This is a genomic window from Campylobacter concisus (assembly GCF_902460875.1).
GTDB classification, from domain to species: domain Bacteria; phylum Campylobacterota; class Campylobacteria; order Campylobacterales; family Campylobacteraceae; genus Campylobacter_A; species Campylobacter_A concisus_AA.
The window spans coordinates 65,295-88,009 of the sequence record NZ_CABPVR010000007.1; the positions used below are offsets into that span (position 1 = coordinate 65,295).

The window sequence follows — 22,715 nt, forward strand, 5'->3', positions numbered from 1 at the left end:
ATGTAAAATTTTACGTAATGATAGCTTTTTAAGTAAAATTTCGATAAATTTTTCACACTATTTACTATAAAGAGGCAGTGTTGCAAAGTCCACATATCAGTGTTTTACTTGATGAAGTTCTATCTTTTTTTAAAAATTTAAATGGAAATTTTATAGATTGTACGCTTGGATATGCTGGGCATTCTAGCGCCATTTTATCTCAAAATGAAAATTTAAATTTAATTGCCTATGATAGAGATAATGAAGCTATAAATTTTTCACTAAAAAAACTTGAGCCATTTGGTAGTAGGGTTAAAATTTATAAAAGTAACTTTTCTGAATTGACTAGCAGGCTAAGTCAAGAAGAAATTTTAAATGTTAGAGGAATTTTGGCTGACATCGGCGTTAGCTCGCTTCAGATAGATAAAGATGATAGAGGCTTTAGTCTTGGCTCAAGTACGCTTGACATGCGGATGGACAAAGAGCGAAATTTTAGCGCATATGATGTTGTAAATGATTACTCTTTTGATGAGTTGGTTAGAATTTTTAGAGATTATGGCGAGCTAAAAAATGCTGCCGGGATCGCAAACAAGATTATAAACGCTAGAAATTTAGGCAAGATAACGAGTGCAAAAGAGCTTGCAAATTTAATAGGTACAGCCCATATAAAAGGGCGTGGAGTTAGCCCTGCAATACTTGCCTTTCAAGCCATCAGGATAGAGGTAAATGGAGAGCTAGATGAGCTAACAAATTTACTTGATAGTATAGAAAAATGTGGGTTTAAAGATTGTCTTGTGGCGATTATTACATTTCACTCGCTTGAAGATAGGATCGTAAAAGAGCGCTTTAAAAAATGGGCTAATAGCTGTATCTGCCTACCTGGTGTTTATAGATGTGAGTGCGGAAATAACCACGAATTAGGCGAAATTTTGACAAAAAAGCCACTAACAGCAAGCCAAAATGAGCTAAAGATAAACTCACGAAGCAAGAGCGCAAAACTGCGGGTTTTTAAGATAAAGGGATAAAAATGCAAGAAAAAGAAGAGCTACTAACGCTTCACGACGAGGAGCAAAAACGTGAGGTAAATTTAAGCTTTAAGACATTAGTGATGGTCTATTTAGCTGTTTTTATAGCTCTAGCTATATTTTTGCCAAAAATTTACATAGCGAATCAAATTTATTATATAAGTAGAGATATAGCGGACATTAGCGGTAAGCGAGATATGCTTTTAGAGGAAAATAGAGCTCTTAATATAAAGCTCGAAAATTTACGTTATAAAAATCAAATTTTAAACAATATGCAAGAGCGCCAATGGAAATAACGAAACATTTAAAGCTTTATTTATTCTCATCTAAATTTTTGCGATTCAATTATATTGGCAAATAATATAGCTATTTTGTATATAACTGCACAAAAATAAAATTAGCTCAATAAACAAAGCCAAGCTTAACTTGCTAATTACTTTCTTTTTGAGAGATTAGCTTTTCATATATATATTGTTCTAAATCTTTTTTTGATATGTCATTTTTTATAGCAGTATTATAAATTTCTTCGACCTTGCTTGAGTATTTTTCATAGCTAAAATAAGGAAAATGCACACTCCAGGCTTTCTTGATAAGATCGTGACTTATCTCTCTTCTTGCCCAAACTTTAAACATATCAAAGCCAATGAAAACGGCCGAAGTAACGACAGCAGTCGCTATTATCGATATATGCGCGTCAGTTTTTGCTAAAAAATGATGCGTGATGATTAACAATGGAAATAAAATGACAAAACAGATAAGTGCATAAATCTGGTAGAGCTTGATGTGGTTAAATCTAAAATTTAGCTTTGCTCCATCTATTAGCATACCTTCGTTAAAAAGGGCATTCGCTTCAAGTAGATCCCTAAATAAAACTGGCTGTTTTGAAACAAAAAAAACGTTTTTTATGATTCTATCTTTTAAAGTTTCTTGCATTTTTTATAGACTTTTTACCTTTGAAATTTTGGCTTATTATATCTAAGAATCTATAAATTCAAACAAAATTAGATACAATTTGCCCAAAATTTAAGGAGCTAAAAATGGCAGATCAAGCTTTACAAACCGTCTTTTTAAATGGAGAATTTTTACAAAAAGACGAGGCAAAAGTTAATGCTTTTGATAGAGGATTTATATTTGGTGATGGAATTTATGAGGTTGTGCCTGTGATAAATTCAAAAATGGTTGATAAAGATGGATTTTGGGCGAGGTTTGAAAGAAGTTTAAATGAAATAGATATAAGCTTGCCCTATGAAAAGGAAAAATTTGAAGCGATCTTAAACGAGATAATCTCCAAAAATGCCTTAAAAGAGGGCGGAATTTACATGCAAGTAACAAGAGGCGTGGCGTTTAGAAATTTCTATTTCATAGAAAATTTAACACCAAGCGTCTTTATCTTTTGCTACGAGAGTGAAATTTTAAACAATCCTGCTGCAAAAACTGGCATAAAAGTCGTGAGCGTCGAGGATATCAGGTGGAAAAGGCGTGACATCAAGTCTATCTCACTTCTGGCTCAGTGCTACGCTAAAAATGAAGCTCACAAAAAAGGCGCAGACGAGGGCTTTATGGTGGAAAATGGCTTTGTCACAGAGGGCTGTAGCTCGAGCGCTTTTATCATCAAAGATAAAACTTTAATCACAAAACCGCTTTCAAATGAAATTTTGCCAGGAATTCGCCGTATGAGACTTTTAAAGATCGCTAAAGATATTGGCCTTAAGATAGAGGAGCGAAAATTTAGTATGGATGAAGTTTATAATGCTGATGAAGTCTTTATCTCGGCTGCTACGCTTATACTCTTACCAGTCGTTTATGCTGATGGCAAGGCGATAAATGGTGCAAAAGTAGGAGAAATTTCAAGCAAACTTCGTGAAATTTATGCTGGTGAACTTTTAAAAGAAGCCGGGCTTTGAGAGAAAAAATCCTAATAAGTGCTTGCCTGGTCGGTATAAATTGTAAATTTAACGGCGAAAATAATCTTTTAAATAAAGATGTTTTAGATGAAATTTCAAAGAGATATCATCTGCTTTTTGTTTGTCCGGAGGTTTTTGGTGGGCTTAGTACGCCAAGGGAGCCAGCTGAGATAAAAAATGGTGCGGTTGTTTGTAAATTTTCAGGTAAAGATGTGAGCGAAAATTTTAAAAAAGGAGCAGAAATTTGCCTAAGGATAGCCAAACTAAATGGTTGTAAAAAGGCTATTTTAAAATCAAAAAGTCCAAGTTGTGGAAGTGGGCAAATTTATGATGGAAGCTTTAGCAAGAGGCTTATTTTAGGCGATGGCATCACAGCAAAACTGCTAAAAGAAAATAAAATTTTAGTTTACGGCGAAGATGAGATAGCAGGGTTTGATGTTTGATAGGCTAAAAGACAACATTATGCTTGAGGTGATTTTTAAGTACATCATCTTGTTGCTGCTTTTTGTCTGTGTGGCTGGGCTTTTTGCAAGCGGCGTTCTTTTCTTGAATGGAGAGATGAGTGAAAATTCGCTGAATTTACACATTTTCTTTGGCTTTAGTTTGGTTGTTTTGATGATTGTTCATAGTTATGTTAAGAAGAAAAAGCTAAAGAAGCTAAGCCTTGAGTTTAAAAATATCTTAAATCACAAGCCGGTGCAGATGGATTGTAACACTACTAGATTTTTGAACGCTTTAAATGATGTAAAGGTTGGCGAGTTATCAAAGAAATTTGGCTCTGATATTGTAGAAATTTTAAAATCAAATGACATAAAAGTAAAAAGCGAGAATGAGACTATGAAGCAAATTTGTAAAAACAACGATGAAAAGATGTTTTATATTTTTGTTCTGATTGTAGAAGCTATTTTTAAGGATAAGGAAAAAAGTTGAAAAAGGGTATATTTTTAGCATTTAGCGTTGCTTTGTTTTTGGGATGTTCGCAGACCCAGCCAAAGCCAAGTGTGCAAAATTCTTTACCAGATGAAAATGTATATAAGCCAAATGAACGCATTAGTTTGCTTGATTTTGAAATGAAGCAAGATGCCTCGTCGCTACCGCAAAATATGCAAAGTGCAAGCTTTGACCAAGAAGAAATCTTAAAAAGAAGGTTTAATGTTTTTACATTAAGGGGCGTAAAATTTAATCCAAATGATGTCTTTTGGGCATTTAATATATATAAACCAAGCGAAAAGAGAAAGTATTTTGGATCAAATTTTAGACAGATACCTCAAAGCTGGTTTGACGCACAAAAGGACAATGCAAATTTTTCAGCTCTTTCAAGCATCTCTGCTTATGCTTTAACTTCGGCAAACACAGCTTTGAGAAATTTTCCAACTGATGAGCCGATATTTTTAAATCCACAAACTCCAGGTGAGGGCTATCCGTTTGATTATCTGCAAGAATCAACCCTAAGCATCGCTCATCCACTTTTTGTCTCACATCTTTCTAAAGACAGGGCATGGGCGTTTGTGAGTGATGATGCGGTTTGGGGCTGGATAAAGGTCGAGGATATAAAATTTATAAGCGATGATGAGGTAAATGCCTATCAAAAATCAAGTTTTGTAACTATAAAAACGGATAAAATGCCAGTTTATGACAAGGCTGGAAATTTTTTATTTTACTCAAGAGTCGGAGCGATACTTCCTGTTTTGGCACAGGATGATAAAAACTACTACGGCAAAATTTATGTGAGAAATCTCTTGAGAGAATTTGTGTTGCCAAAGTCTGTTGGCGCCCTTTTTCCTCTTAAATTTAATGACTCAAATCTAAAAACACTTATTAGCTCTCTTCTTACTCAGCCTTATGGCTGGGGCGGGGTCGATAAGCTAAGGGATTGCTCACTTTTTACCAAAGATCTGCTAGCTAGCTTTGGTGTGTGGCTACCTAGAAACTCAAAAGCCCAAGCAAATATGGGACAAAAATTTGATCTAAAAGGACTTAGTAACGCCGCTAAGACAAAAGAGATAAAAGAAAAAGGTGTGCCATATCTTACGCTTGTGCATCTACCAGGGCATATCATGCTTTATGCTGGATACAAGGGCGATGATATATATGTGGTGCATGATGCTTGGGGGTTAAAAACCGAAAATAACGGCAGGGCATTAATCGGTGCTACGGCAGTAACTACGTTAAACATCGGACAAAACAGAAGCGATATACAAAACTCAAATTTGCTCATTTCAAAGGTCGATTCTATAAATGTGATAAAGCCAGAAAATGTAATAAGCGATAAATCTAGAAAAATTTCAGCTTTACAAAGAGCTTATGATGTTAAGGTTGAGGATAATTTGGTCAAATTCGGTGATGGAACAATATTTGTCTATGATGACTTTAAGCAAAAAGATGATGAGTGTAGCGTTGGGGCTGATATAGAGGATATGAATGCACTTGATTACGCTGCATTTTCGCCGCTTAGCACCGCACTAAGCGATGCTGGCAGATGTAGAAATTATGAATTTTTAGGCAAAATTTATGGCTCAAGCGAGAGCGAGGTAAAAGCAAATTTGGTAGATGTTGTTTGGCTAAAAGATAGCCTTGCGCTAAAACTACCATTTAACTCTAAAAATGGAGCCGCAGCTGCTTTGCAAGACGTAAGCAATGAGCTAAATGAGATGGTAAAAAGTGATGCGAGCTTGCTTGAATATTTAAAAAATCCAGGTGGAACATTTAAGTGGCGAGTGATCGCTGGCACAAACCGCTTGAGTCCGCACAGCTACGGCATTGCGATTGATATAAATGTGAAAAAGAGCCACTATTGGCAGTGGAGCAATGGCTACCAAAACCTCGTCCCTGAACAGATCGTGCGTGTTTTTGAAAAGCATAAATTTATCTGGGGTGGACGCTGGAAGCACTTTGATACGATGCACTTTGAGTATCGCCCAGAGATGTTTGAGTAGATGAAAGAGCAAATTTTAGAAATTTTATCTCGCTCAAACGTCTTTTTAACTGGTGGTGGAGGCGTTGGCAAGAGCTATCTAACTGCCTCTGTCGTCAGACACTACAAAGAAAATTTTAAAAACGTCATAATCCTTGGCTCAACTGGCATAAGTGCCGTTAGTCTGGGAGGAGTTAGTTTACATAGCTTTTTTAAATTTGGCTACTGCAAGAACTATGAGGAGCTAAGGCGCTTTGACTATCATCAAAAAGACAAACTAAGCAAGCTAAGAAATATGCTTGATGCATGTGATCTGCTTGTAATTGATGAAATTTCAATGGTGAGCTCAGATTTAATGGAGATGATAAGATACCGTCTACTTACTTCCAAATTTAAAGGCAGGGTGCTTATAGTGGGTGATTTTTATCAGCTTCCGCCAGTGCAAAAGGAGCAAAACGAAAATAGGCTTTTTAATTTTTTATACGCTTTTAACTCCAGTGCGTGGGAGGATATGAAATTTACAAATGTTGAGCTACTAGTCTCAAAACGCACAAATGATCTTAAATTTTATGAAATTCTCTCTAGACTGCGAGTAGGCGAGCTAGATGATGAGATAATGAGCTATATAGAGAGTTTAAGAGTGGCCAAGATAGAGCCAGATGATGATACGAGTGTGCTTTTTGGTAGAAATGCCGAGGCTGAAATGCTAAATCAAAAAAGGCTTTCAGAACTTGGCACGCCACTTGAAATTTCAAACTCAGATGTGAGCATTTTGGATGAAAATTTAGATAAAAAAGAGTTTGAAAAGTGGGCAAATACACTAAATATCTCAAGGGATTTGGAGATGAAGATAGGCGCTAAGATTATCTTTACGTCAAATAAATGGGGTGAGTACTATAACGGTGAGCAAGGCAAGATCATGCAAATTTTAAAAGAAAATGGCATCATCTCAAGCGTGATCGTGAAAAAAGATAGCGGCGAAATTTGTGAGATAGAAAAAGCCGCTTATATATTTAGTTCGTTAAATTTAAACGAAGATGAGATCGAAGAAAATGTACAGGCATCGCTCTATCAGTTTCCATTTAAGCTTGCTTACGCTCTAACCATCCACAAATCTCAAGGAATGAGCATAAACTCGCTCATTTGTAATATCAACCATATTTTTGCCAAAGGACAACTCTACGTCGCACTTTCTCGTGCAGTAAGTCCTAAAAATTTAAAACTTTTTTATGATAAAAAAAGTGATTTTAGGCAGCATTTAAGAAAAGTGGTTAAAATTGACGACGAAGTTAAGAAATTTTACCAAGAAAACGTATTTTTGCATATTAAGGAGAATTTATGAAAAAGCTATTTTTAAGCCTTGCTTTTTGTATTTTTGCATTTGCAGACGTGCTAAAAGTAAGAGATTTTCAAACAGATATTTATTCAAAAGCTGGACAAAATTTAACAAAAAAGATAAATATGAACCTTGAAGTCGTCGGACGTGATGTTGAAGAAAATGAAGCGTATGTGCTTGATGCTTTAAACATAATAGTTGGTAGCTTTTACGTGGAAGATATTTTAACCTCAATGGGAAAAGAGAAATTTAAAGAGCTTTTCATAAAATACGCAGCCAAAAAGCACTCTCTTGATATAGATGATGTGCTTATCTTAAATATAAAAGTGATAAATAATCTTGAGCTAAGCGAGATTATAAAAGCAATAAAAAGCCAAAATTTATGCTCCGATCCAAGTGTTAATGAAGAGATTGTAACAAAACCAGAAAAGAAGAAAAAAGGCAATGAGATCATCATCTCGCCAGATCCAAATGATGTAGTTCAAAAGCCTATTGATCTAAATAATGTGCAGGAATTTGGAAAAGATTTTGGAGAGAAGTGAATAAATTTGGCTAAAGTTAGCCAAATTTATTGATTTACGATGTCGTAACCTTGAGGAATGACAGGAGTTAGCGTCTCTTGCGGAATTAGCGCGTCTTTTACAGGGTTGCTTAGAGTGATTTTTATTTTATTTGAGAGCTTGTCTTTATAGTCAATCGTCGTTGGAAGCGTGTTTTTAATAGTTATAAAGTACTCAACTCCGTCATATATCGCCTTATAAAGTGTCGGCTGAATTTGCTCCGCATGAGCCAAGATTTGCGTCAAATTTGGTGTATCATCAAGCTTTGAAATGATGGCTTGCTCAAGCTCGTCCTCAATCACGATCACACGCTCTTTGTTAAAATAAATTCTCTTTGGCGTTGGACTTTCATATATCCAAAGTGCAGTATTGTCGTTTTTCGCGTAAAATCTACCCTTATAATTTATACTTTTGCCTTCGCTAAATACAGTTTGAGTAAAGTCACTTTGAAGGCTTTTAAAATTTAAGCCAGCACCAAATGAGCAAACTGCGACGAGAGATGCAACTAGAAATTTTCTCATTTTTTATCCTTTTTTGGCGTATTCTAGCCCAGTTTAATTAAATAAATAGTTAAACTATGCTAAGATCCAAAGTTTAAAAATTTAGGAAGGTAAAATAATGATTTCATCGGTATTTAGAAAGATTTTTGGCACGAAAAACGATAGAGAAGTCAAAAAATATATAAAACGTGTGGCGCAGATAAACGCGCTAGAGCCTACATATGAGAAGATGAGCGACGATGAGCTTAAGATTAAATTTAATGAGCTAAAAGCCCAAGTCGTCGAAGAGAAAGTCACTTTAGATCAAATTTTAAATGATGTCTTTGCGTTAGTTAGAGAGGCCAGCAAAAGGGTGCTTAAGATGCGCCATTTTGACGTGCAGCTAATCGGTGGCATGGTGCTAAACGAGGGCAGGATCGCCGAGATGAAAACAGGTGAGGGCAAGACCTTGGTGGCGACTTTGCCAGTTATCTTAAACGCGATGAGCGGCAAGGGCGTGCATGTAGTGACCGTAAACGACTACCTTGCAAAGCGTGACGCTACGCAAATGGGCGAGCTTTATAACTTTTTAGGCTTAAGCGTCGATGTGATACTAAGTGGTGGATACGACGATGAAGTAAGACAAGCTGCTTATAATGCCGACATAACATACGGCACAAACTCAGAATTTGGCTTTGACTATCTGCGCGATAATATGAAATTTGAAGCTAGCCAAAAGGTGCAAAGAGGCCACAACTTCGTTATCGTAGACGAGGTCGATAGTATCTTGATAGATGAGGCTAGAACGCCACTTATAATATCAGGTCCAACAAATCGCACGCTTGATGGCTATATAAGAGCCGATCAGGTCGCAAAACAGCTTACTAGAGGCACTCCAGCTGATCCAAATGTACCAGGCTCAAAGCCAACGGGAGACTTTATAGTAGATGAAAAAAATAGAACGATAATGATCACAGAAGCTGGTATAAGCAAGGCTGAAAAATTATTTGGTGTTGAAAATTTATATAATCTTGAAAATGCCATACTAAGCCACCACTTAGATCAAGCTCTAAAAGCTCACAATCTCTTTGAAAAAGACGTTCATTATGTCGTAAAAGATGGTGAGGTGGTCATTGTTGATGAATTTACAGGACGTCTAAGCGAGGGCAGACGCTTTAGTGAGGGGCTTCACCAAGCACTTGAGGCAAAAGAGGGCGTAAAAATTCAAGAAGAGAGCCAAACGCTTGCTGATACGACCTATCAAAACTACTTTAGGATGTATAAAAAGCTTGCAGGTATGACTGGTACAGCTCAGACAGAAGCAACTGAGTTTTCTCAAATTTATAACCTTGAAGTTATTTCGATCCCTACAAATTTACCAGTTAAAAGGATAGATCAAAACGATCTTATCTATAAAACTCAAAACGAGAAATTTAAGGCAGTTATAGACGAGATCAAAAAAGCTCATGAAAAAGGTCAGCCAGTACTTGTGGGAACTGCAAGTATTGAGCGCAGTGAGGTACTTCATGAGATGCTTAAAAAAGTTGGCATCCCACACTCTGTGCTAAATGCTAAAAACCACGAAAAAGAGGCCGAGATCATCGCTCAAGCTGGTGTAAAAGGTGCTGTGACTATCGCTACAAATATGGCAGGACGCGGTGTTGATATCAGGATCGATGATGAGGTTAGAAATTTAGGCGGTCTATATATCATAGGCACCGAAAGGCATGAGAGTAGAAGGATAGATAATCAGCTTCGTGGTCGTGCTGGACGTCAGGGTGATCCTGGCATGAGTAGATTTTACCTAAGTCTTGAAGATAATCTTTTAAGAATTTTTGGTAGTGACCGCATAAAAGCGATCATGGATAGGCTTGGTATCGACGAGGGCGAAAGTATCGAGAGTCGCATGGTAACAAGAGCTGTTGAAAACGCTCAAAAGAAAGTTGAGAGCTTACACTTTGAGGCTAGAAAACACTTGCTTGAGTATGATGATGTGGCAAATGAGCAAAGAAAAACTATCTACAAATACCGTGACGAACTACTTGATAAAAACTATGATATGAGCGAAAAGATAGCTCAAAATAGAAAAGAGTACGCTGCAAATTTACTTGATACAGCTGAAATTTTCCATGGCGGCTTAAAAGATGACTTTGATATTAAAAATTTATGTTCTATCATTCTTGCAGATTGTGGCGAAGAGATAGATGAGAGTGAGCTAAAAGGCCTAGAGTATGATGAGCTAATAGAAAAACTTGCGCAAATTTTTGGAGTAAGATATAACGAAAAAATGAGCGTGCTAAATGAAGATCAAAGAAAAGAGATAGAGAAAATTTTATACCTTCAAGTGCTTGATAATGCGTGGAGAGAGCACCTCTATCAAATGGATATTCTAAAAACTGGTATCGGCCTTAGAGGGTATAATCAAAAAGATCCGCTTGTCGAATACAAAAAAGAGAGCTATAACCTCTTTATGGAGCTAGTTAGCAGGCTAAAAAGTGAGAGTGTTAAGACGCTTCAGGTTGTAAGATTTAAGAGCCGTGAAGAGCAAGAAGAGCAAGCCAGAATGATGCTTGAAGCTAGTCAAAATGCTGAAAATGAAAATTTAAGCTATAACAACCAAGGCGAGGATGATAAATTTACGCCTGAAAAAAAGATACCAAGAAACGCTCCATGCCCTTGTGGAAGCGGTAAAAAATATAAAGATTGCCACGGAAAAAGTGGCCCTAAAAAAGGCATATTTGCTTAAAATTTCTACTTTTAAGGCGCAAAAGCGCCTTAATCTTTTAAAGGCTATTTGATGACAAGCTTACCAAAGTACCTACTTTTTAAATATTTAAGATTTGATAAAACTCAGCCATTTATCACTCTAAGTGCCTTGCTTGCCTTTCTTGGTGTTAGCATCGGACTTATGGTCTTAATCGTTGCGATGGCGATTATGAATGGATTTGATAAAGAATTTGAGCGTAAACTTTTTACGATGAACTATCCAATAACCGTTCAAAGTGCCTTTAAAGGCTCTATTGATGATGATTTTGTTGATGAGCTAAAGGCTAGATTTAGCGATCTAAAATTTAGTCCATTTATAAGCACACAGGTCATTTACCGCTCGGCAAATGCGCTTGAGGGCGGACTGGTTTATGGCGTGAATTTTAAAGATGAAAAGCAGATAAACTCAGTCGTAAATGAAGCTTTAAAAGATAAAGAGCTAGATGGTTTTGAGATACTTGTAGGAAGTGGCATAACGAGTGAGTTTAGACTAAGAAACGATGAGAAATTAACACTTATTTTTACAAAGGCCGATCCAGCTGGCTTTTCACTAACGCCAAAGATGAAGCGATTTGACATCGGCGGCTCATTTACATCTGGGCTCATCGCCTATGATAAGGCATTTTCATATACTTCGGTCGAGGCTTTGAGGAAAATTTTGGACTATCCAAAAGGCGTTTATGATGGAATTCACATCTTTTCAAGTAAACCATTTGATGATATAAAAAGAGTGCGTGAGGGACTTCCGGCTGGCACGGTTGCCATTGGTTGGTGGGAGCAAAATGGCAACTTTTTCTCAGCGCTCGCACTTGAAAAACGAGCACTTTTTATCGTTTTGATGCTTATTATCCTTGTGGCGTCGCTAAATATCATAAGCTCGCTACTAATGACAGTGATGAACCGCAGGCAAGAGATTGCCTTGCTTCTTGCACTTGGAGCTAGTAAAAGTGAGATAAAAAGAAGCTTTTTCTATCAAGGACTAGTAATCGGGGGCGGTGGCATTATATTTGGCTTGATACTTGGCTTTTTAGGGCTATTTTTACTTGGAAATTTTAATATCATAGACCTGCCAGCTGACGTTTATGGCTCAAGCAAACTTCCATTAGAGCTTTCTTTGCTTGACTTTATGCTTATAATAGTTGGGGCTATTTTTATCGTTGCTATCTCGTCTTATTACCCAGCTAAAAAAGCCACAGAAGTAAACGTACTTCAAACTTTAAGAAATGAGTAGAGCCTAGAGGCTTAGGCTTGCTCATTGCTTGTAAAAGTTATTTTTAAAAGATTATTTTAAAACTGGCATAAACTCATAAAATTCTAGGATAAATTTATACTTTTACGCCCTTATATCATGATCGATTTTGCATTGAAGAGCCTCGTGCACTAGTGTTTTTGCCATGACACGCTCTTCATTTATTAGGTGAAAATTTTTACCTAGCTCACCAAAAATATCTTTATTGCCCTCACCATTTATTTTTATTATAGTTTGGGTATTTACGCCGTAGTCTTTTATCTTTTGCGCGATGAGCTCAACTCTTTGCTCATTATTAACAGTTATAATAACAGCGGCTGCATCGTTTAGGCAGGCATTTTCAAGTGTGTGGCTTTGAAGAACGTTACCTAAAAATACATTTTCCCCGCGGCTTCTACCAAGCTCAACTAGACTAATATCATTATCAAGCACAAGATATAAAAGCTTTGTCTCTTTTAGTCTTAAAACGACCTCTTGTCCAAGCCTTTCATAACCAAAGACTACGATGTGATTTTTGATTTTTTGCGGCTTTAGGGTTTCATTTGGTTCAACAACGATCTCACGTTCTATGAGGTCTGCTATTGCGTCTAGTTTTTTAAGTATAAAAGGTGTAGCAAACATCGACACAACTGAGGCTGCGATAAAAATTTGAGCTGTTTGTATATCAAGTAAATTTCTAGTAGTCATTAGTCCAAAAACAGCTAGTGCAAATTCGCCTATTTGACAAACACTAAGTGCAGTTTTTGCAGCAACTCTTCGCTTTAAGTAGATGTTTAAGATAGCAAAAACGACAACTGCTTTTATCACCATGACACTAAATACTAGGCCAAGAACAAGCCAGATGTTTGAGACGACGACAGCAAAATTTATCTGCATACCAACGGTTATAAAAAATAGCCCAAGAAGTAAATCTCTAAAAGGAATAAGATCAACTTCGATTTGGTGTTTATATTGCGTCTCAGCCATCATCATACCGGCCAAAAATGCGCCCAAAGAGTATGAGAAGCCAAAGAAGTGAGCCAAAGTGCTAGAGCCAACGACCATAAATAAAATAGTAGCTATAAAAACCTCTTGCGAATTTGTTTGAATAACTTTATAAAATATCCAGTTGATGACATATTTACCAAGTAAAAATAGCACAACGATAAGGATAATCGCACTTGTAAATGTCTTTAGCAAAAGCTCATTTATCGAAGCATCTTGCGAGCTAAACATATCAATCATAAGCAAAATAGGAATGACTGCAATATCTTGAAATAGTAAAATTCCAAGTGCTTTTCTGCCGTAAATTTTACTCACATCGCCACTATCATTTAGCGTCTTTAGTACGATCGCAGTTGATGAGAGTGCAAGCGCAAGACCTGCAATGAGAGCTGTTTCGTCTTTTAAGTGAAGGGCATAATAAAGCATCACACCCATTATAAAGCCACTTAAACAAACCTGTAATCCGCCATTTAAAAAGACCTCTTTTTTCATACCCATTAAGTGCTTAAAGCTAAACTCAAGTCCAATTGTAAACATCAAAAACGCGATACCAAATTCCGCGATATGAGAAATTTCATCATTGCTTTTTAGGTTGAAAAATTCTGATATAAGCGTACCTGTTACGATGTAGCCGATGATGGTTGGTATCTGAAATTTTTTAAAAATGACGTTTAATGCGACTGAGATCGCTGCAACAAGCAAGAAACCTTCTAAAATTTGTTCCATAAATTATTTTTTACCTTCATAAAAGACTAGATCAAAGCTATTTTTTCTCTTTACAAGCGATCTTTTTGTGCTAGTTTGACTGGTAGCTTCGTGCAATTTTTTATTTAGCTCATCAATAGTTGATTCTAAATCGTCAATTTTTTCTTTTAACTGAAGTATTACATCAACGCCGGCTAAATTTACACCTAGTTCTCGAGTTAAATTTAGTATAGTTTTTACGCGGTCAACGTCTTTTTGTGAGTAGAGCCTCATCTTGCCATCTGTTCTTGATGGCTCGATAAGTCCCTCTCTTTCATACTGTCTTAAAGTTTGTGGATGTATGCTTAAAACCTTTGCAACAACGCTTATTAAAAAAAGTGGTTCTTCATAATTTTGCATTTTTTTACTCCGGTAATTTCTCTTTTAACTCTTTTACTAAGCCCTCATCAAGCTCACTAATATTTGGAAGTTTTACCCTGGCTTTTAAGTAAAGATCCCCATAAATTCCGCTCTTTCTGTTTTGCACGCCATATCCTTTTAAACGGATCTTTGTGCCTGTTTTTGAGTTCTCAGCGATCTTGATCGTGACATCTTTTTTGTAAGTATGCACATTGACTTTTCCGCCAAAAAGCATAGTTTTTAGTGGAATTTCTATATCTTTATAAAGATCGTCTCCGACTCTTTCATATTCGTCGCTTGGCTCAACGTTAATAGCAAGTATAAGATCGCCTTTTTGACCACCAGCGCTTTTACCTTTGCCTTTTACGCGAAGCTTCTCGCCGCCTTCTATGCCGCTTGGAATTTTTATCTTAATGCTTTCGCCATTAAAATTTATCTTATGTTCGCCACCAGTTACAGCTACGTCAAATGGTATAGAAATTTTTGCATTTACGTCTAGATCAGCTCCGCCAAAGCCAAATCCACCACTACTAAATCCGTCAAAGCCTCCAAAATTACTACCAAATCCGCTGCTAAATTTAGCTCCACCGCCGCCAAAGCCACCTGAGAAGATATTCTTTAAAATTTCATTTAGATCGCCCATATCGGCTGAGCTACTAGCAAAGTCGTGGAAATTTTGACCGCCAAACATAGTATCGCCGTACTGATCGTATTGAGCTCGTTTTTTATCGTCGCTTAAAATTTCATAAGCAGCGTTTATCTCTTTAAATTTATCTTCTGCTCCAGGGTCTTTGTTGATATCTGGGTGATATTTTCTAGCAAGTTTTCTATAAGCTTTTTTTATCTCGTCGCTTGAGGCACCCTTTGAAACCCCTAAAGTCTCATATAAGCTTTCACTCATATATTCTCCTTATATTTTTTTGATACGGATTATATCACAAAGCTTTAGTCTATGCAAGTCAAGTTTATTTTTGTTTAATAACAAGAAAAAGTGTTAAGATTTTATTTTTTCACTATATTTATAATTTGCAAAAATTTTTAGTTTAAAGGAAAAAAATGAAAAAGATTGTGCTAATTTCATTAGTAGCAGCTTCTTTTTTAGTGGGGGCTGATATTAAATTTAATGAAGCTAACTCTAATATCACGAGAGTCTCGCCACTTAGCGATAAAAATAGCGTACTTTCTTATTATGACTCGATCGCTCAGGCAAAGCTTTCAGTTGTAAATATCTCAACTACAAAAACTGTAAATAACGCTGGCATTGAGCAGATGTTTAACGACCCTTTCTTCAATGAATTTTTTGGATTTAACTTTGCAAAACCAAAAGAAAAAGAAAAAACTACTTCGCTTGGCTCTGGCGTTATCATCTCAAATGATGGATATATCGTTACAAATAACCACGTTATAGAAGATAGCGATCAAATAGTTGTAACTCTTGCAAATGGCGGCAAAGAGTATAAAGCAAAGCTAATAGGAAGTGATCCAAAAACCGATCTAGCCGTCGTAAAGATAGAAGCAAACGGACTAAATGCGATCACTTTTGCGGACTCATCAAAGCTGCTTGATGCAGACGTCGTATTTGCAATAGGTAATCCATTTGGCGTTGGTGAAAGTATCACTCAAGGTATCATTTCAGGCCTAAATAAAGATAATATCGGCCTTAATCAATATGAAAATTTTATCCAAACAGACGCCTCTATAAACCCAGGAAATTCAGGTGGAGCTTTGGTTGATAGCAGGGGCTATTTGGTTGGAATAAACTCAGCCATACTTTCAAAAAGCGGTGGCAATAACGGCATTGGCTTTGCTATCCCATCAAATATGGTAAAAGATATCGCTAAAAAGCTGATAACTGACGGTAAGATCGAACGTGGCTTTATCGGCGTTACGATTGCAAATTTAACTGATGAGCAAAAAGAGCTTTATACAAATAAAGAAGGTGCTTTAATAAGTGGCGTAGAGCAAGGCATGCCAGCAGATGAAGCTGGACTAAAAAGAGGCGATTTGGTTATATCAGCTAATGATAAAGCTATCAAAAACGCAAATGATCTTAAAAATTTCATTGGCTCACTAACTCCAAATAGTAGTGTTGATATAACTTACGAGCGATCAAATAAAATAATGAATGCAAAAATCAAGCTTGCAAACGCTGATCACAATTCAAAAGACATAGCAAAAAGCATTATAATCGAAGGACTTAGCGTTAGTAATCTAAGCGATGAGATAAGATATAAATACAAAATCAGCCCAGATACTCAAGGCGTGCTAGTAACTGATGTAAAATCAGGCTCAAAAGCTGAAGACTTTGGCTTTGAAAGAGGCGATGTGATCGTGCAAGTTGGTGAAGAGAGCATAAAAGATCTTCAAACATTTGCAAATACAATCAAAAATACAAAAGGTAAAAAGACGCTGGTGTGGATAAATCGCAGTGGTATCATACAAGGCCTTGTTATAAAATAATCATCTAAGAGCTGAAATTTCAGCTCTTAACCCTTTTAAATTTTTAAAATCTTAATCTGCTATAATCCTTAAAAATAAATTTACAACAGGAAAGATCATGACTAGAATTTTAATGATAGAAGATGATATGGAACTTGCTGAAATTTTAACCGAATATCTAGAAAACTATGATATTGAAGTAGTGACTGCCGAAGAGCCATATATCGGACTATCTACGCTAAATACAAGTAAATTCGACTTAGTGATATTAGATCTTACATTGCCTGGCATGGATGGATTAGAAGTTTGTAAAGAGATCAGGAAAAATCACAATATTCCTATAATCATATCAAGTGCAAGGCACGATATAACAGATAAGGTAAATGCCCTTGATAACGGAGCGGATGATTATTTGCCAAAGCCATATGACCCACAAGAGCTTTTGGCTCGTATCAAAAGTCATTTAAGAAGGCAGAGTATCACTCCTGCAAGTGAGGCGAGAAATTTAAATAAAGACTTGGTTTTAAAAGAGTTTGAACATGAAATTTTATTTAAAGGAAACGTGCTAAATTTAACTGCTGCAGAATACGATATCTTAAAATATCTACTTTTAAAAGAGGGCGGAGCGGTTACTAGAGAGGAGCTCATCTATAACTGCGAGAGCATAAATGAAGATAGCTCAAACAAAAGTATTGACGTCATCATCGGCAGGATTCGCCAAAAACTAAATGAAAATCCAAAAGAGCCAAAATACATCCACGCGATCCGCGGTATTGGCTATAAATTGGTTCTTTGATGCCAAGATCGTCTATTTTTATAACCATAACCTTTATCTTTGCCCTTGCGCTTGTTTCGATATTTCTAGCCTTTTTGTGGCTTATGGGCTTTGATAAGCAAAACTATACAAGAGAGCTAAATAACAAATACTCAAACGTTGCTAGGACAAATTTATTTTACATGGGTGGCATCATAAATAAAACTCAGTACGACCGCCAACTTTCAAATATCGATATGCCAGAGATCAAAGACGAGAAGAAAAAGGATGAAATTTTAAAACAAGCGACCGTTTTAGAAGAAATTTCAAGTGATCTGGGCTCAAGTGCTATTTTGCTTTATGACAAGCATCACTACTTAAGGATTGAGCATTTAGACGAGCTGAAGCTTTTAATGGATAAGGAATTTCAGCCTTACAGATACGAGGTGATAAAGGCTGTTTTTCTGGTGGTTGCGGTCATTTTGCTAGGTGCTTACATTTTTGTCATATATAAGATAAAGCCGCTTAGAAAGCTAAAGCGCCAGATCGTAAAATTTGCAAATGGTGAGCTTGATGGTGTGCAAAATGTTGGCAACGGCAAGGATGAAATTTCTGAAGTTTCTGAAGCATTTTATGAGGCGGTTTGTCAGATCAAGGCGCTTAATGACTCGAGGCATCTTTTTTTAAGAAACATAATGCACGAGCTAAAAACTCCTATCACAAAGGGGCTAATAGCCGCTCAAATGATAGAAAAAAGTAAAAATCAAGAAAGGCTGATCTCTGTCTTTCACAAGCTTGAAAACTTAATAAACGAACTTGCAGCGATCGAGCAAATAACATCAAAAATAGGACTTAGCAATAAAACGCCGTGTTTTATGAGGGATCTCATCGATGAGGCAATCGATATAGCGATGGTTGAAAAAGAATGTGTTGGCGTCAGTGAGCTTGATGAGGTTAGAGTGCTTGTTGATTTCAAGCTATTTTCAGTCGCTATAAAAAATATGATAGATAATGGCATAAAATATTCAACTGATAAACATGTAAATATCATCGTTAATAAAGAACACATGAAATTTATAACTCAAGGCGAGAAGCTAAAAAATGATCTTGACTTTTATGTCCAGCCATTTATCAAAGGAGAGGATACTCAAAAGAGTTTTGGCCTAGGTTTATATATAGTTAGCAATATACTTGATGCTCATGGACTCAAATTTAGATACGAATATAAAAACGGAATGAATGTCTTTGTTTTTGAAAATTTACAAGATATAATAGTGACTTAAATAAAACATAATAAACAAAAGAGGACTAAAAATGGCAGCAAAAATTTTCTCACCAGTTGATATCTTATCAATAATAGATCTTGAAATAGCTTTTATAAATCGTTATAAAAATGTAAAAGATTATGCAAAAAATTTATCTTTGATATATTTTTCTTTGCCAAGCACTAAAGAGTATAGTGAACTATTTGAAAAATTTTTAAGACAAACTGATGTTGTCGTAAGAGAGAATGAGCATTATGTTGTCGTGCTTCATGGAACAAATGAAAGAGGAGCTAGCGAACTATTATCAGGTATTCAAGAGTTTTTAAACGCTGAGCCAATTGATTTAATAGTGAGCTATCCAAAAGACGGAAGAAACGCTAAAGAGCTTACTACTAAGCTTCAAGATGAGATAAAAGACAATTATGGCGTATTGCTTGAAATGCTTTCAAATCAAGAAAAATTTGAAGCTTTTGAAAGCATGATTTAATATAGTTTTGTGGAGTTTATTTGGAGAATTTACTACTATTTTTTGCAGTTTTGCTTATAACTAGCATTCTTTTAAGTAAGATCTCTGATAAATTCGGAATTCCATCTTTAATAATATTTTTAGGTGTTGGTATGCTAGCTGGCTCAGATGGGCTGCTCGGTGTAAATTTTGATGATCAAGTGATCGCTCAAAATGTCGGCATGCTGGCACTCATATTTATACTTTATGCTGGTGGGCTAGATACTGATTTTGCAGCGATTAAGCCTATTTTTGGCAGAGGTTTAGCGCTCGCTACACTTGGCGTTTTCTTAACCGCGCTAGCCATCGCTCCAGTTGCAAAATATCTGCTTGATTTTACTTGGGCGGAAGCCTTTTTGCTAGGTTCTATCATCTCTTCAACAGATGCAGCAGCAGTATTTGCCATACTAAGAGCTAAGAAAATTTCACTTAAAAATAGCATTGCGCCATTGCTTGAACTTGAATCTGGCTCAAACGATCCAATGGCGATATTTTTAACTATGACGATCATTCAAATGATCTCACTAAATAGCACTCCAAGTGCGTCAGAGTGGGCGATTACACTGGTTAAGCAGTTTGGTATAGGTATCGCTATGGGCTATTTGTTTGGCGTCACCTTACCTGCTATCTTTAATAGACTTCGCCTAAAAAGCTGGGGCCTTTATCCAGTTTTTTCTATCGCTTGGATATTGCTTTTATACACACTTTGCTTTAAGGTTGGCGGCAACGGTTACCTGGCTGTTTATATTGCTGGAATTTTTATAAACAAAAAAGAGTTTTCTCATAAGAAAAATTTGGTCGGTTTTCACGATGGTATCGCTTGGACAATGCAAATAGTAGTCTTTTTAACACTTGGTCTTTTGGTAAATCCTTCCGAGCTTCCAGCAACAGCACTAATGGCGCTTGTTTTGGCCTTGTGGCTTATGTTTTTTGCAAGGCCACTTGGTGTTTTTGCATCGCTTGCATTTTCAAAATTTAAGATAAATGAGCAAATTTTTATCTCCTGGGTTGGGCTAAGGGGCGTCGTGCCAGTTGTGCTAGCTACCTATGTTTATGTCGATGGCGTGCGTGATGCGGATATGATTTTTAATATTATATTTTTTATGGTTTTGATTTCTATTTTGATACAGGGCATGTCGCTTGGCTTTGCGGCTGATAAATTTAAGGTCAAAGAGAGTGAGCAAGAGGATGTTAAGGCAGTAGAAAACTCGCCGATCTTAAGCTACACACTTCGCCAGCATACCATCCACTATGGCTCAAAACTAATTGGCAAAGATTTGGCTCAGCTTGAGCTTCCAACTGAGTTTTTAATCATCCTAATAAAGCGTAAAAACGAGTATCAAAAGCCGACTGGCTCAACAATCTTTGAAGAAAATGACCTGTTACTGATACAATGCGAAAATCAAGTGCTTTATCAAGATACGATTAAGTATTTAACTTATTAAAATTTTTGATAAAAATTGCCACATTTTATTTCTCTTTGTAAATTTTAAAACTTTACTCACTCGCCTTAGCAGACTACTAAATTTAGGCTACACTTCGTTTAGTACTAAATTTAGAGCCGTGATATGCTCGCTCATAAATTTTAAAATTTGCCAGAGTTTTTAATAGCATGCGGTGCGTTAGCACCTTTGTGTGCTACCTCTGATGTGCGAGGTGATTGAGGGATTAAAGGGGGATAAGGGGACGGCTTTGCTTCGCAAGCTAGCAACTGCAAGCAGACCATAACTTGAGTCCCCTTGTCTCCCTTTTGAATAGAAGTATCACAAATGGGATTTTATATTTTTACAAATTTTTGAAATTCTATTTACTCGCAAGAGTTACCTACTAAAAATTTGGCTTCGCTTGCAGCTTAGCTCAAATTTTAAGGCCAAAACAAATCCGTTCAGTCTCATTTTATTTTGCTTTTTATAAAATCACTAAAACACTAGCAAAATGGGAGGCACAATGCTTGATAGTATCATCCTTGCAGTCCTGGTATATTTTGCAACATTCTTATTTATGTTTTTTCTGCTCGCCTTTTTTGCCTTTTGGTATATAAGCGTGCCGCTACTTGTCATCTTTTTCGTTATAAAATTTATAAGGCAAGCAAAAGAGTGCGAGAGGATATGTGGCAAGCTTGAGTAAAATTTAAATTTCTAGCCCAAAATGAGCTAGAAAAATGAGCTAGAAATTTCTTTATTCTAAGGCTTGAGCTAGATCAGCGATTAGATCTTCGGTGTTTTCAAGACCTATGCTAACTCTTATTAGCTCTTTTGTGATGCCAGCTTTTATAAGCTCTTCACTGCTTAGCTGTTGGTGGGTCGTTGAGGCTGGGTGTGTGATGAGCGACTTTGTATCGCCGATATTTACCACGATCTTAAAGAGTTTTACGCGCTCTAGCATCTTTTTTGCGCGCTCAAAGCTATCAGTCTCAAAGCAAAATAGTCCATTTGCCATGCCATCTTTAAAGTATTTTTGCGCCTTTGCGTGATCCACGTTATCGGCAAGCCCTGGGTGTGCCACACTTTTTATATGTTTGTGAGAGTTTAGAAATTTAGCCACTTTTAGGGCGTTTTGCGAGTGTCTCTCAACCCTAACAGCAAGCGTTTCAAGTCCTTGTATGAGTTGCCAAGAGTTAAACGGAGAGATTACAGCGCCGATGTCACGCACGATAGCAAGCCTCATTCTTAGCGTGTAGATATCAAAACGATCCGTCATATCAGCATAGACGATGTCGTGATAGCTCGCATCTGGGACGTTAAAGTGCTCATATCTCTTGTTGCCTTTTAGCTTTTCGTTTAGGTGATTTGCGCTTACAACAACACCTGCTAGGCTAAGACCCTGACCGCTCATATATTTGCTAGCACTATGCACGCAAACATCGACACCGTGGCGAAGTGGCTGAAAGATGATAGGCGTTGGCACGGTGTTATCGGTGATGCTGATGATGCCATATTTGTTTGCGATTTCTACGATTTTTTCTATATTTGGGATAGAAATTTGCGGATTTGAAAGTGTTTCAAAAAATATAGCCCTTGTTTTATCATCTATCAAACTCTCCAGATCATCAGCCGTGTCGCTGTCAAAGACTCTGGCCTCTATGCCAAATCTCTTTAGTGTGTGCGTAAAAAGTACTGTCGTGCCGCCATAAATTTTTTTGGCAATGATGATGTTATCGCCTGCTTGGGCTAAATTTATGATGCTGTAAAACAAAGCTGATTGACCGCTCGCAGTCGCTATCGCAGCGGCTCCACCCTCAAGTGCGGCGACTCTTTTTTCAAAGATATCTGTCGTTGGATTGCCAAGTCTTGTGTAGATGTGGCCGCCATCTTTTAGATCAAACCTAGCTGCGGCTGTCTCGGCACTTCCAAAGTCGTAAGCCGTGCTTTGAAAAATAGGCACAGCCATCGTGCCAAAGCCCTCATGTGTATCGTAGCCTACGTGGATCGCAGCGGTTTCTTGCCTCATTT

General features: G+C 36.8%; 21 protein-coding genes and 2 pseudogenes. 17 read left to right on the plus strand and 6 right to left on the minus strand.

Annotated features, from left to right (window positions below; genetic code table 11):
• Positions 1-80: 80 nt before the first annotated feature.
• Together rsmH and F3H01_RS04200 are read left to right on the plus strand one after the other, a co-directional pair.
• On the plus strand, positions 81-1,004 hold the full coding sequence (gene rsmH / locus F3H01_RS04195) for a 16S rRNA (cytosine(1402)-N(4))-methyltransferase RsmH (RefSeq protein WP_149724953.1): 924 nt from the start codon (positions 81-83) through the stop codon (positions 1,002-1,004).
• Between the two features lie 2 nt (positions 1,005-1,006).
• Positions 1,007-1,300, plus strand: a complete 294-nt coding sequence (locus F3H01_RS04200; RefSeq protein ID WP_021090986.1) for a hypothetical protein — start codon at positions 1,007-1,009, stop codon at positions 1,298-1,300.
• 133 nt (positions 1,301-1,433) lie between these two features.
• On the opposite strand, the gene F3H01_RS04205 is transcribed toward F3H01_RS04200, so the two are convergent.
• Positions 1,434-1,937 (minus strand): hypothetical protein, encoded by a 504-nt coding sequence (locus F3H01_RS04205; RefSeq protein ID WP_021090515.1) that lies wholly within the window; start codon positions 1,935-1,937, stop codon positions 1,434-1,436.
• Positions 1,938-2,041: 104 nt separating this feature from the next.
• Between F3H01_RS04205 and F3H01_RS04210 the strand changes: the two genes are divergently transcribed.
• Genes F3H01_RS04210 through F3H01_RS04235 form a run of 6 tightly spaced genes read left to right on the plus strand, consistent with a single transcriptional unit; the run spans position 2,042 to position 7,700 of the window.
• Positions 2,042-2,908 carry a D-amino acid aminotransferase gene (locus F3H01_RS04210; RefSeq protein ID WP_149724954.1) on the plus strand — a complete coding sequence of 289 codons (867 nt, stop codon included), beginning with the start codon at positions 2,042-2,044 and terminating at the stop codon, positions 2,906-2,908.
• Positions 2,905-3,351, plus strand: coding sequence for a 2-thiouracil desulfurase family protein (locus F3H01_RS04215; RefSeq protein ID WP_149724955.1), 447 nt, complete (start codon positions 2,905-2,907; stop codon positions 3,349-3,351). The genes F3H01_RS04210 and F3H01_RS04215 overlap by 4 nt, the downstream gene beginning before the upstream one ends.
• Complete coding sequence (locus F3H01_RS04220) at positions 3,344-3,838, plus strand: chemotaxis protein (protein WP_149724956.1); 495 nt, start codon at positions 3,344-3,346, stop codon at positions 3,836-3,838. Before F3H01_RS04215 ends, F3H01_RS04220 begins: the two co-directional genes overlap by 8 nt.
• Positions 3,835-5,844, plus strand: a complete 2,010-nt coding sequence (locus tag F3H01_RS04225) for a bifunctional C40 family peptidase/M15 family metallopeptidase (protein ID WP_149724957.1) — start codon at positions 3,835-3,837, stop codon at positions 5,842-5,844. Before F3H01_RS04220 ends, F3H01_RS04225 begins: the two co-directional genes overlap by 4 nt.
• Positions 5,845-7,164, plus strand: coding sequence for an ATP-dependent DNA helicase (locus F3H01_RS04230; RefSeq protein ID WP_149724958.1), 1,320 nt, complete (start codon positions 5,845-5,847; stop codon positions 7,162-7,164).
• The gene (locus F3H01_RS04235; RefSeq protein ID WP_087584339.1) at positions 7,161-7,700 is read left to right on the plus strand and encodes a hypothetical protein; all 540 of its coding nucleotides are present in this window, start codon (positions 7,161-7,163) and stop codon (positions 7,698-7,700) included. Before F3H01_RS04230 ends, F3H01_RS04235 begins: the two co-directional genes overlap by 4 nt.
• A gap of 26 nt (positions 7,701-7,726) precedes the next feature.
• Here F3H01_RS04235 and lolA read toward each other — a convergent pair whose 3' ends face one another.
• On the minus strand, positions 7,727-8,239 hold the full coding sequence (gene lolA / locus F3H01_RS04240) for a LolA-like outer membrane lipoprotein chaperone (RefSeq protein ID WP_054196481.1): 513 nt from the start codon (positions 8,237-8,239) through the stop codon (positions 7,727-7,729).
• A 97-nt stretch (positions 8,240-8,336) separates the two neighbouring features.
• Between lolA and secA the strand changes: the two are divergent.
• The 3 genes and pseudogenes from secA to F3H01_RS04250 form a co-directional block, all read left to right on the plus strand.
• A pseudogene (secA, locus tag F3H01_RS04245) lies at positions 8,337-10,733 on the plus strand (preprotein translocase subunit SecA); the annotation flags it as partial.
• 108 nt (positions 10,734-10,841) lie between these two features.
• A pseudogene (locus F3H01_RS09685) lies at positions 10,842-10,943 on the plus strand (SEC-C metal-binding domain-containing protein); the annotation flags it as partial.
• A 51-nt stretch (positions 10,944-10,994) separates the two neighbouring features.
• Positions 10,995-12,194: an ABC transporter permease gene (locus F3H01_RS04250; RefSeq protein ID WP_149724960.1), complete on the plus strand. Its 1,200-nt coding sequence runs from the start codon at positions 10,995-10,997 to the stop codon at positions 12,192-12,194.
• Between the two features lie 102 nt (positions 12,195-12,296).
• Here the strand turns inward: F3H01_RS04250 and F3H01_RS04255 are convergent, their stop codons facing one another.
• The 3 genes from F3H01_RS04255 to F3H01_RS04265 are packed head-to-tail and all read right to left on the minus strand — an operon-like array spanning position 12,297 to position 15,201.
• Complete coding sequence (locus F3H01_RS04255) at positions 12,297-13,922, minus strand: cation:proton antiporter (protein ID WP_149724961.1); 1,626 nt, start codon at positions 13,920-13,922, stop codon at positions 12,297-12,299.
• Between the two features lie 3 nt (positions 13,923-13,925).
• Complete coding sequence (locus F3H01_RS04260) at positions 13,926-14,300, minus strand: heat shock protein transcriptional repressor HspR (RefSeq protein WP_072594938.1); 375 nt, start codon at positions 14,298-14,300, stop codon at positions 13,926-13,928.
• 4 nt (positions 14,301-14,304) lie between these two features.
• Positions 14,305-15,201 (minus strand): DnaJ C-terminal domain-containing protein, encoded by an 897-nt coding sequence (locus F3H01_RS04265; RefSeq protein ID WP_149724962.1) that lies wholly within the window; start codon positions 15,199-15,201, stop codon positions 14,305-14,307.
• A gap of 155 nt (positions 15,202-15,356) precedes the next feature.
• On the opposite strand from F3H01_RS04265, the gene F3H01_RS04270 reads away from it, so the two are divergent.
• The 6 genes from F3H01_RS04270 (at position 15,357) to F3H01_RS04295 (ending at position 21,390) form a co-directional block, all read left to right on the plus strand.
• On the plus strand, positions 15,357-16,760 hold the full coding sequence (locus tag F3H01_RS04270) for a Do family serine endopeptidase (protein WP_149724963.1): 1,404 nt from the start codon (positions 15,357-15,359) through the stop codon (positions 16,758-16,760).
• Positions 16,761-16,857: 97 nt separating this feature from the next.
• Positions 16,858-17,535 (plus strand): response regulator transcription factor, encoded by a 678-nt coding sequence (locus F3H01_RS04275; RefSeq protein ID WP_021090796.1) that lies wholly within the window; start codon positions 16,858-16,860, stop codon positions 17,533-17,535.
• Entirely contained in the window at positions 17,535-18,776 is a 1,242-nt protein-coding gene (locus F3H01_RS04280) for an ArsS family sensor histidine kinase (RefSeq protein ID WP_149724964.1), read from the plus strand. Before F3H01_RS04275 ends, F3H01_RS04280 begins: the two co-directional genes overlap by 1 nt.
• Before the next feature lie 31 nt (positions 18,777-18,807).
• Positions 18,808-19,245 carry a hypothetical protein gene (locus F3H01_RS04285; RefSeq protein WP_021090991.1) on the plus strand — a complete coding sequence of 146 codons (438 nt, stop codon included), beginning with the start codon at positions 18,808-18,810 and terminating at the stop codon, positions 19,243-19,245.
• 20 nt (positions 19,246-19,265) lie between these two features.
• Positions 19,266-20,708 carry a potassium/proton antiporter gene (locus F3H01_RS04290; RefSeq protein ID WP_149724965.1) on the plus strand — a complete coding sequence of 481 codons (1,443 nt, stop codon included), beginning with the start codon at positions 19,266-19,268 and terminating at the stop codon, positions 20,706-20,708.
• A gap of 502 nt (positions 20,709-21,210) precedes the next feature.
• Entirely contained in the window at positions 21,211-21,390 is a 180-nt protein-coding gene (locus F3H01_RS04295) for a transformation system protein (RefSeq protein ID WP_103579606.1), read from the plus strand.
• A 51-nt stretch (positions 21,391-21,441) separates the two neighbouring features.
• Here the strand turns inward: F3H01_RS04295 and F3H01_RS04300 are convergent, their stop codons facing one another.
• A complete protein-coding gene (locus F3H01_RS04300; RefSeq protein WP_149724966.1) occupies positions 21,442-22,713 on the minus strand; it encodes an O-acetylhomoserine aminocarboxypropyltransferase/cysteine synthase family protein in 1,272 nt (423 codons plus the stop codon).
• Positions 22,714-22,715 lie beyond the last annotated feature (2 nt).

Coding starts and splice junctions, on each gene's coding strand:
- F3H01_RS04270 (WP_149724963.1), top strand. CDS start 15,357: ATGAAAAAGATTGTGCTAATTTCATTAGTAGCAGCTTCTTTTTTAGTG.
- F3H01_RS04220 (WP_149724956.1), top strand. CDS start 3,344: ATGTTTGATAGGCTAAAAGACAACATTATGCTTGAGGTGATTTTTAAG.
- F3H01_RS04295 (WP_103579606.1), top strand. CDS start 21,211: ATGCTTGATAGTATCATCCTTGCAGTCCTGGTATATTTTGCAACATTC.
- F3H01_RS04285 (WP_021090991.1), top strand. CDS start 18,808: ATGGCAGCAAAAATTTTCTCACCAGTTGATATCTTATCAATAATAGAT.
- F3H01_RS04235 (WP_087584339.1), top strand. CDS start 7,161: ATGAAAAAGCTATTTTTAAGCCTTGCTTTTTGTATTTTTGCATTTGCA.
- F3H01_RS04250 (WP_149724960.1), top strand. CDS start 10,995: ATGACAAGCTTACCAAAGTACCTACTTTTTAAATATTTAAGATTTGAT.
- F3H01_RS04230 (WP_149724958.1), top strand. CDS start 5,845: ATGAAAGAGCAAATTTTAGAAATTTTATCTCGCTCAAACGTCTTTTTA.
- F3H01_RS04200 (WP_021090986.1), top strand. CDS start 1,007: ATGCAAGAAAAAGAAGAGCTACTAACGCTTCACGACGAGGAGCAAAAA.
- F3H01_RS04255 (WP_149724961.1), bottom strand. CDS start 13,922: ATGGAACAAATTTTAGAAGGTTTCTTGCTTGTTGCAGCGATCTCAGTC.
- F3H01_RS04260 (WP_072594938.1), bottom strand. CDS start 14,300: ATGCAAAATTATGAAGAACCACTTTTTTTAATAAGCGTTGTTGCAAAG.
- F3H01_RS04205 (WP_021090515.1), bottom strand. CDS start 1,937: ATGCAAGAAACTTTAAAAGATAGAATCATAAAAAACGTTTTTTTTGTT.
- F3H01_RS04275 (WP_021090796.1), top strand. CDS start 16,858: ATGACTAGAATTTTAATGATAGAAGATGATATGGAACTTGCTGAAATT.
- F3H01_RS04280 (WP_149724964.1), top strand. CDS start 17,535: ATGCCAAGATCGTCTATTTTTATAACCATAACCTTTATCTTTGCCCTT.
- lolA (WP_054196481.1), bottom strand. CDS start 8,239: ATGAGAAAATTTCTAGTTGCATCTCTCGTCGCAGTTTGCTCATTTGGT.
- F3H01_RS04265 (WP_149724962.1), bottom strand. CDS start 15,201: ATGAGTGAAAGCTTATATGAGACTTTAGGGGTTTCAAAGGGTGCCTCA.
- F3H01_RS04210 (WP_149724954.1), top strand. CDS start 2,042: ATGGCAGATCAAGCTTTACAAACCGTCTTTTTAAATGGAGAATTTTTA.
- F3H01_RS04300 (WP_149724966.1), bottom strand. CDS start 22,713: ATGAGGCAAGAAACCGCTGCGATCCACGTAGGCTACGATACACATGAG.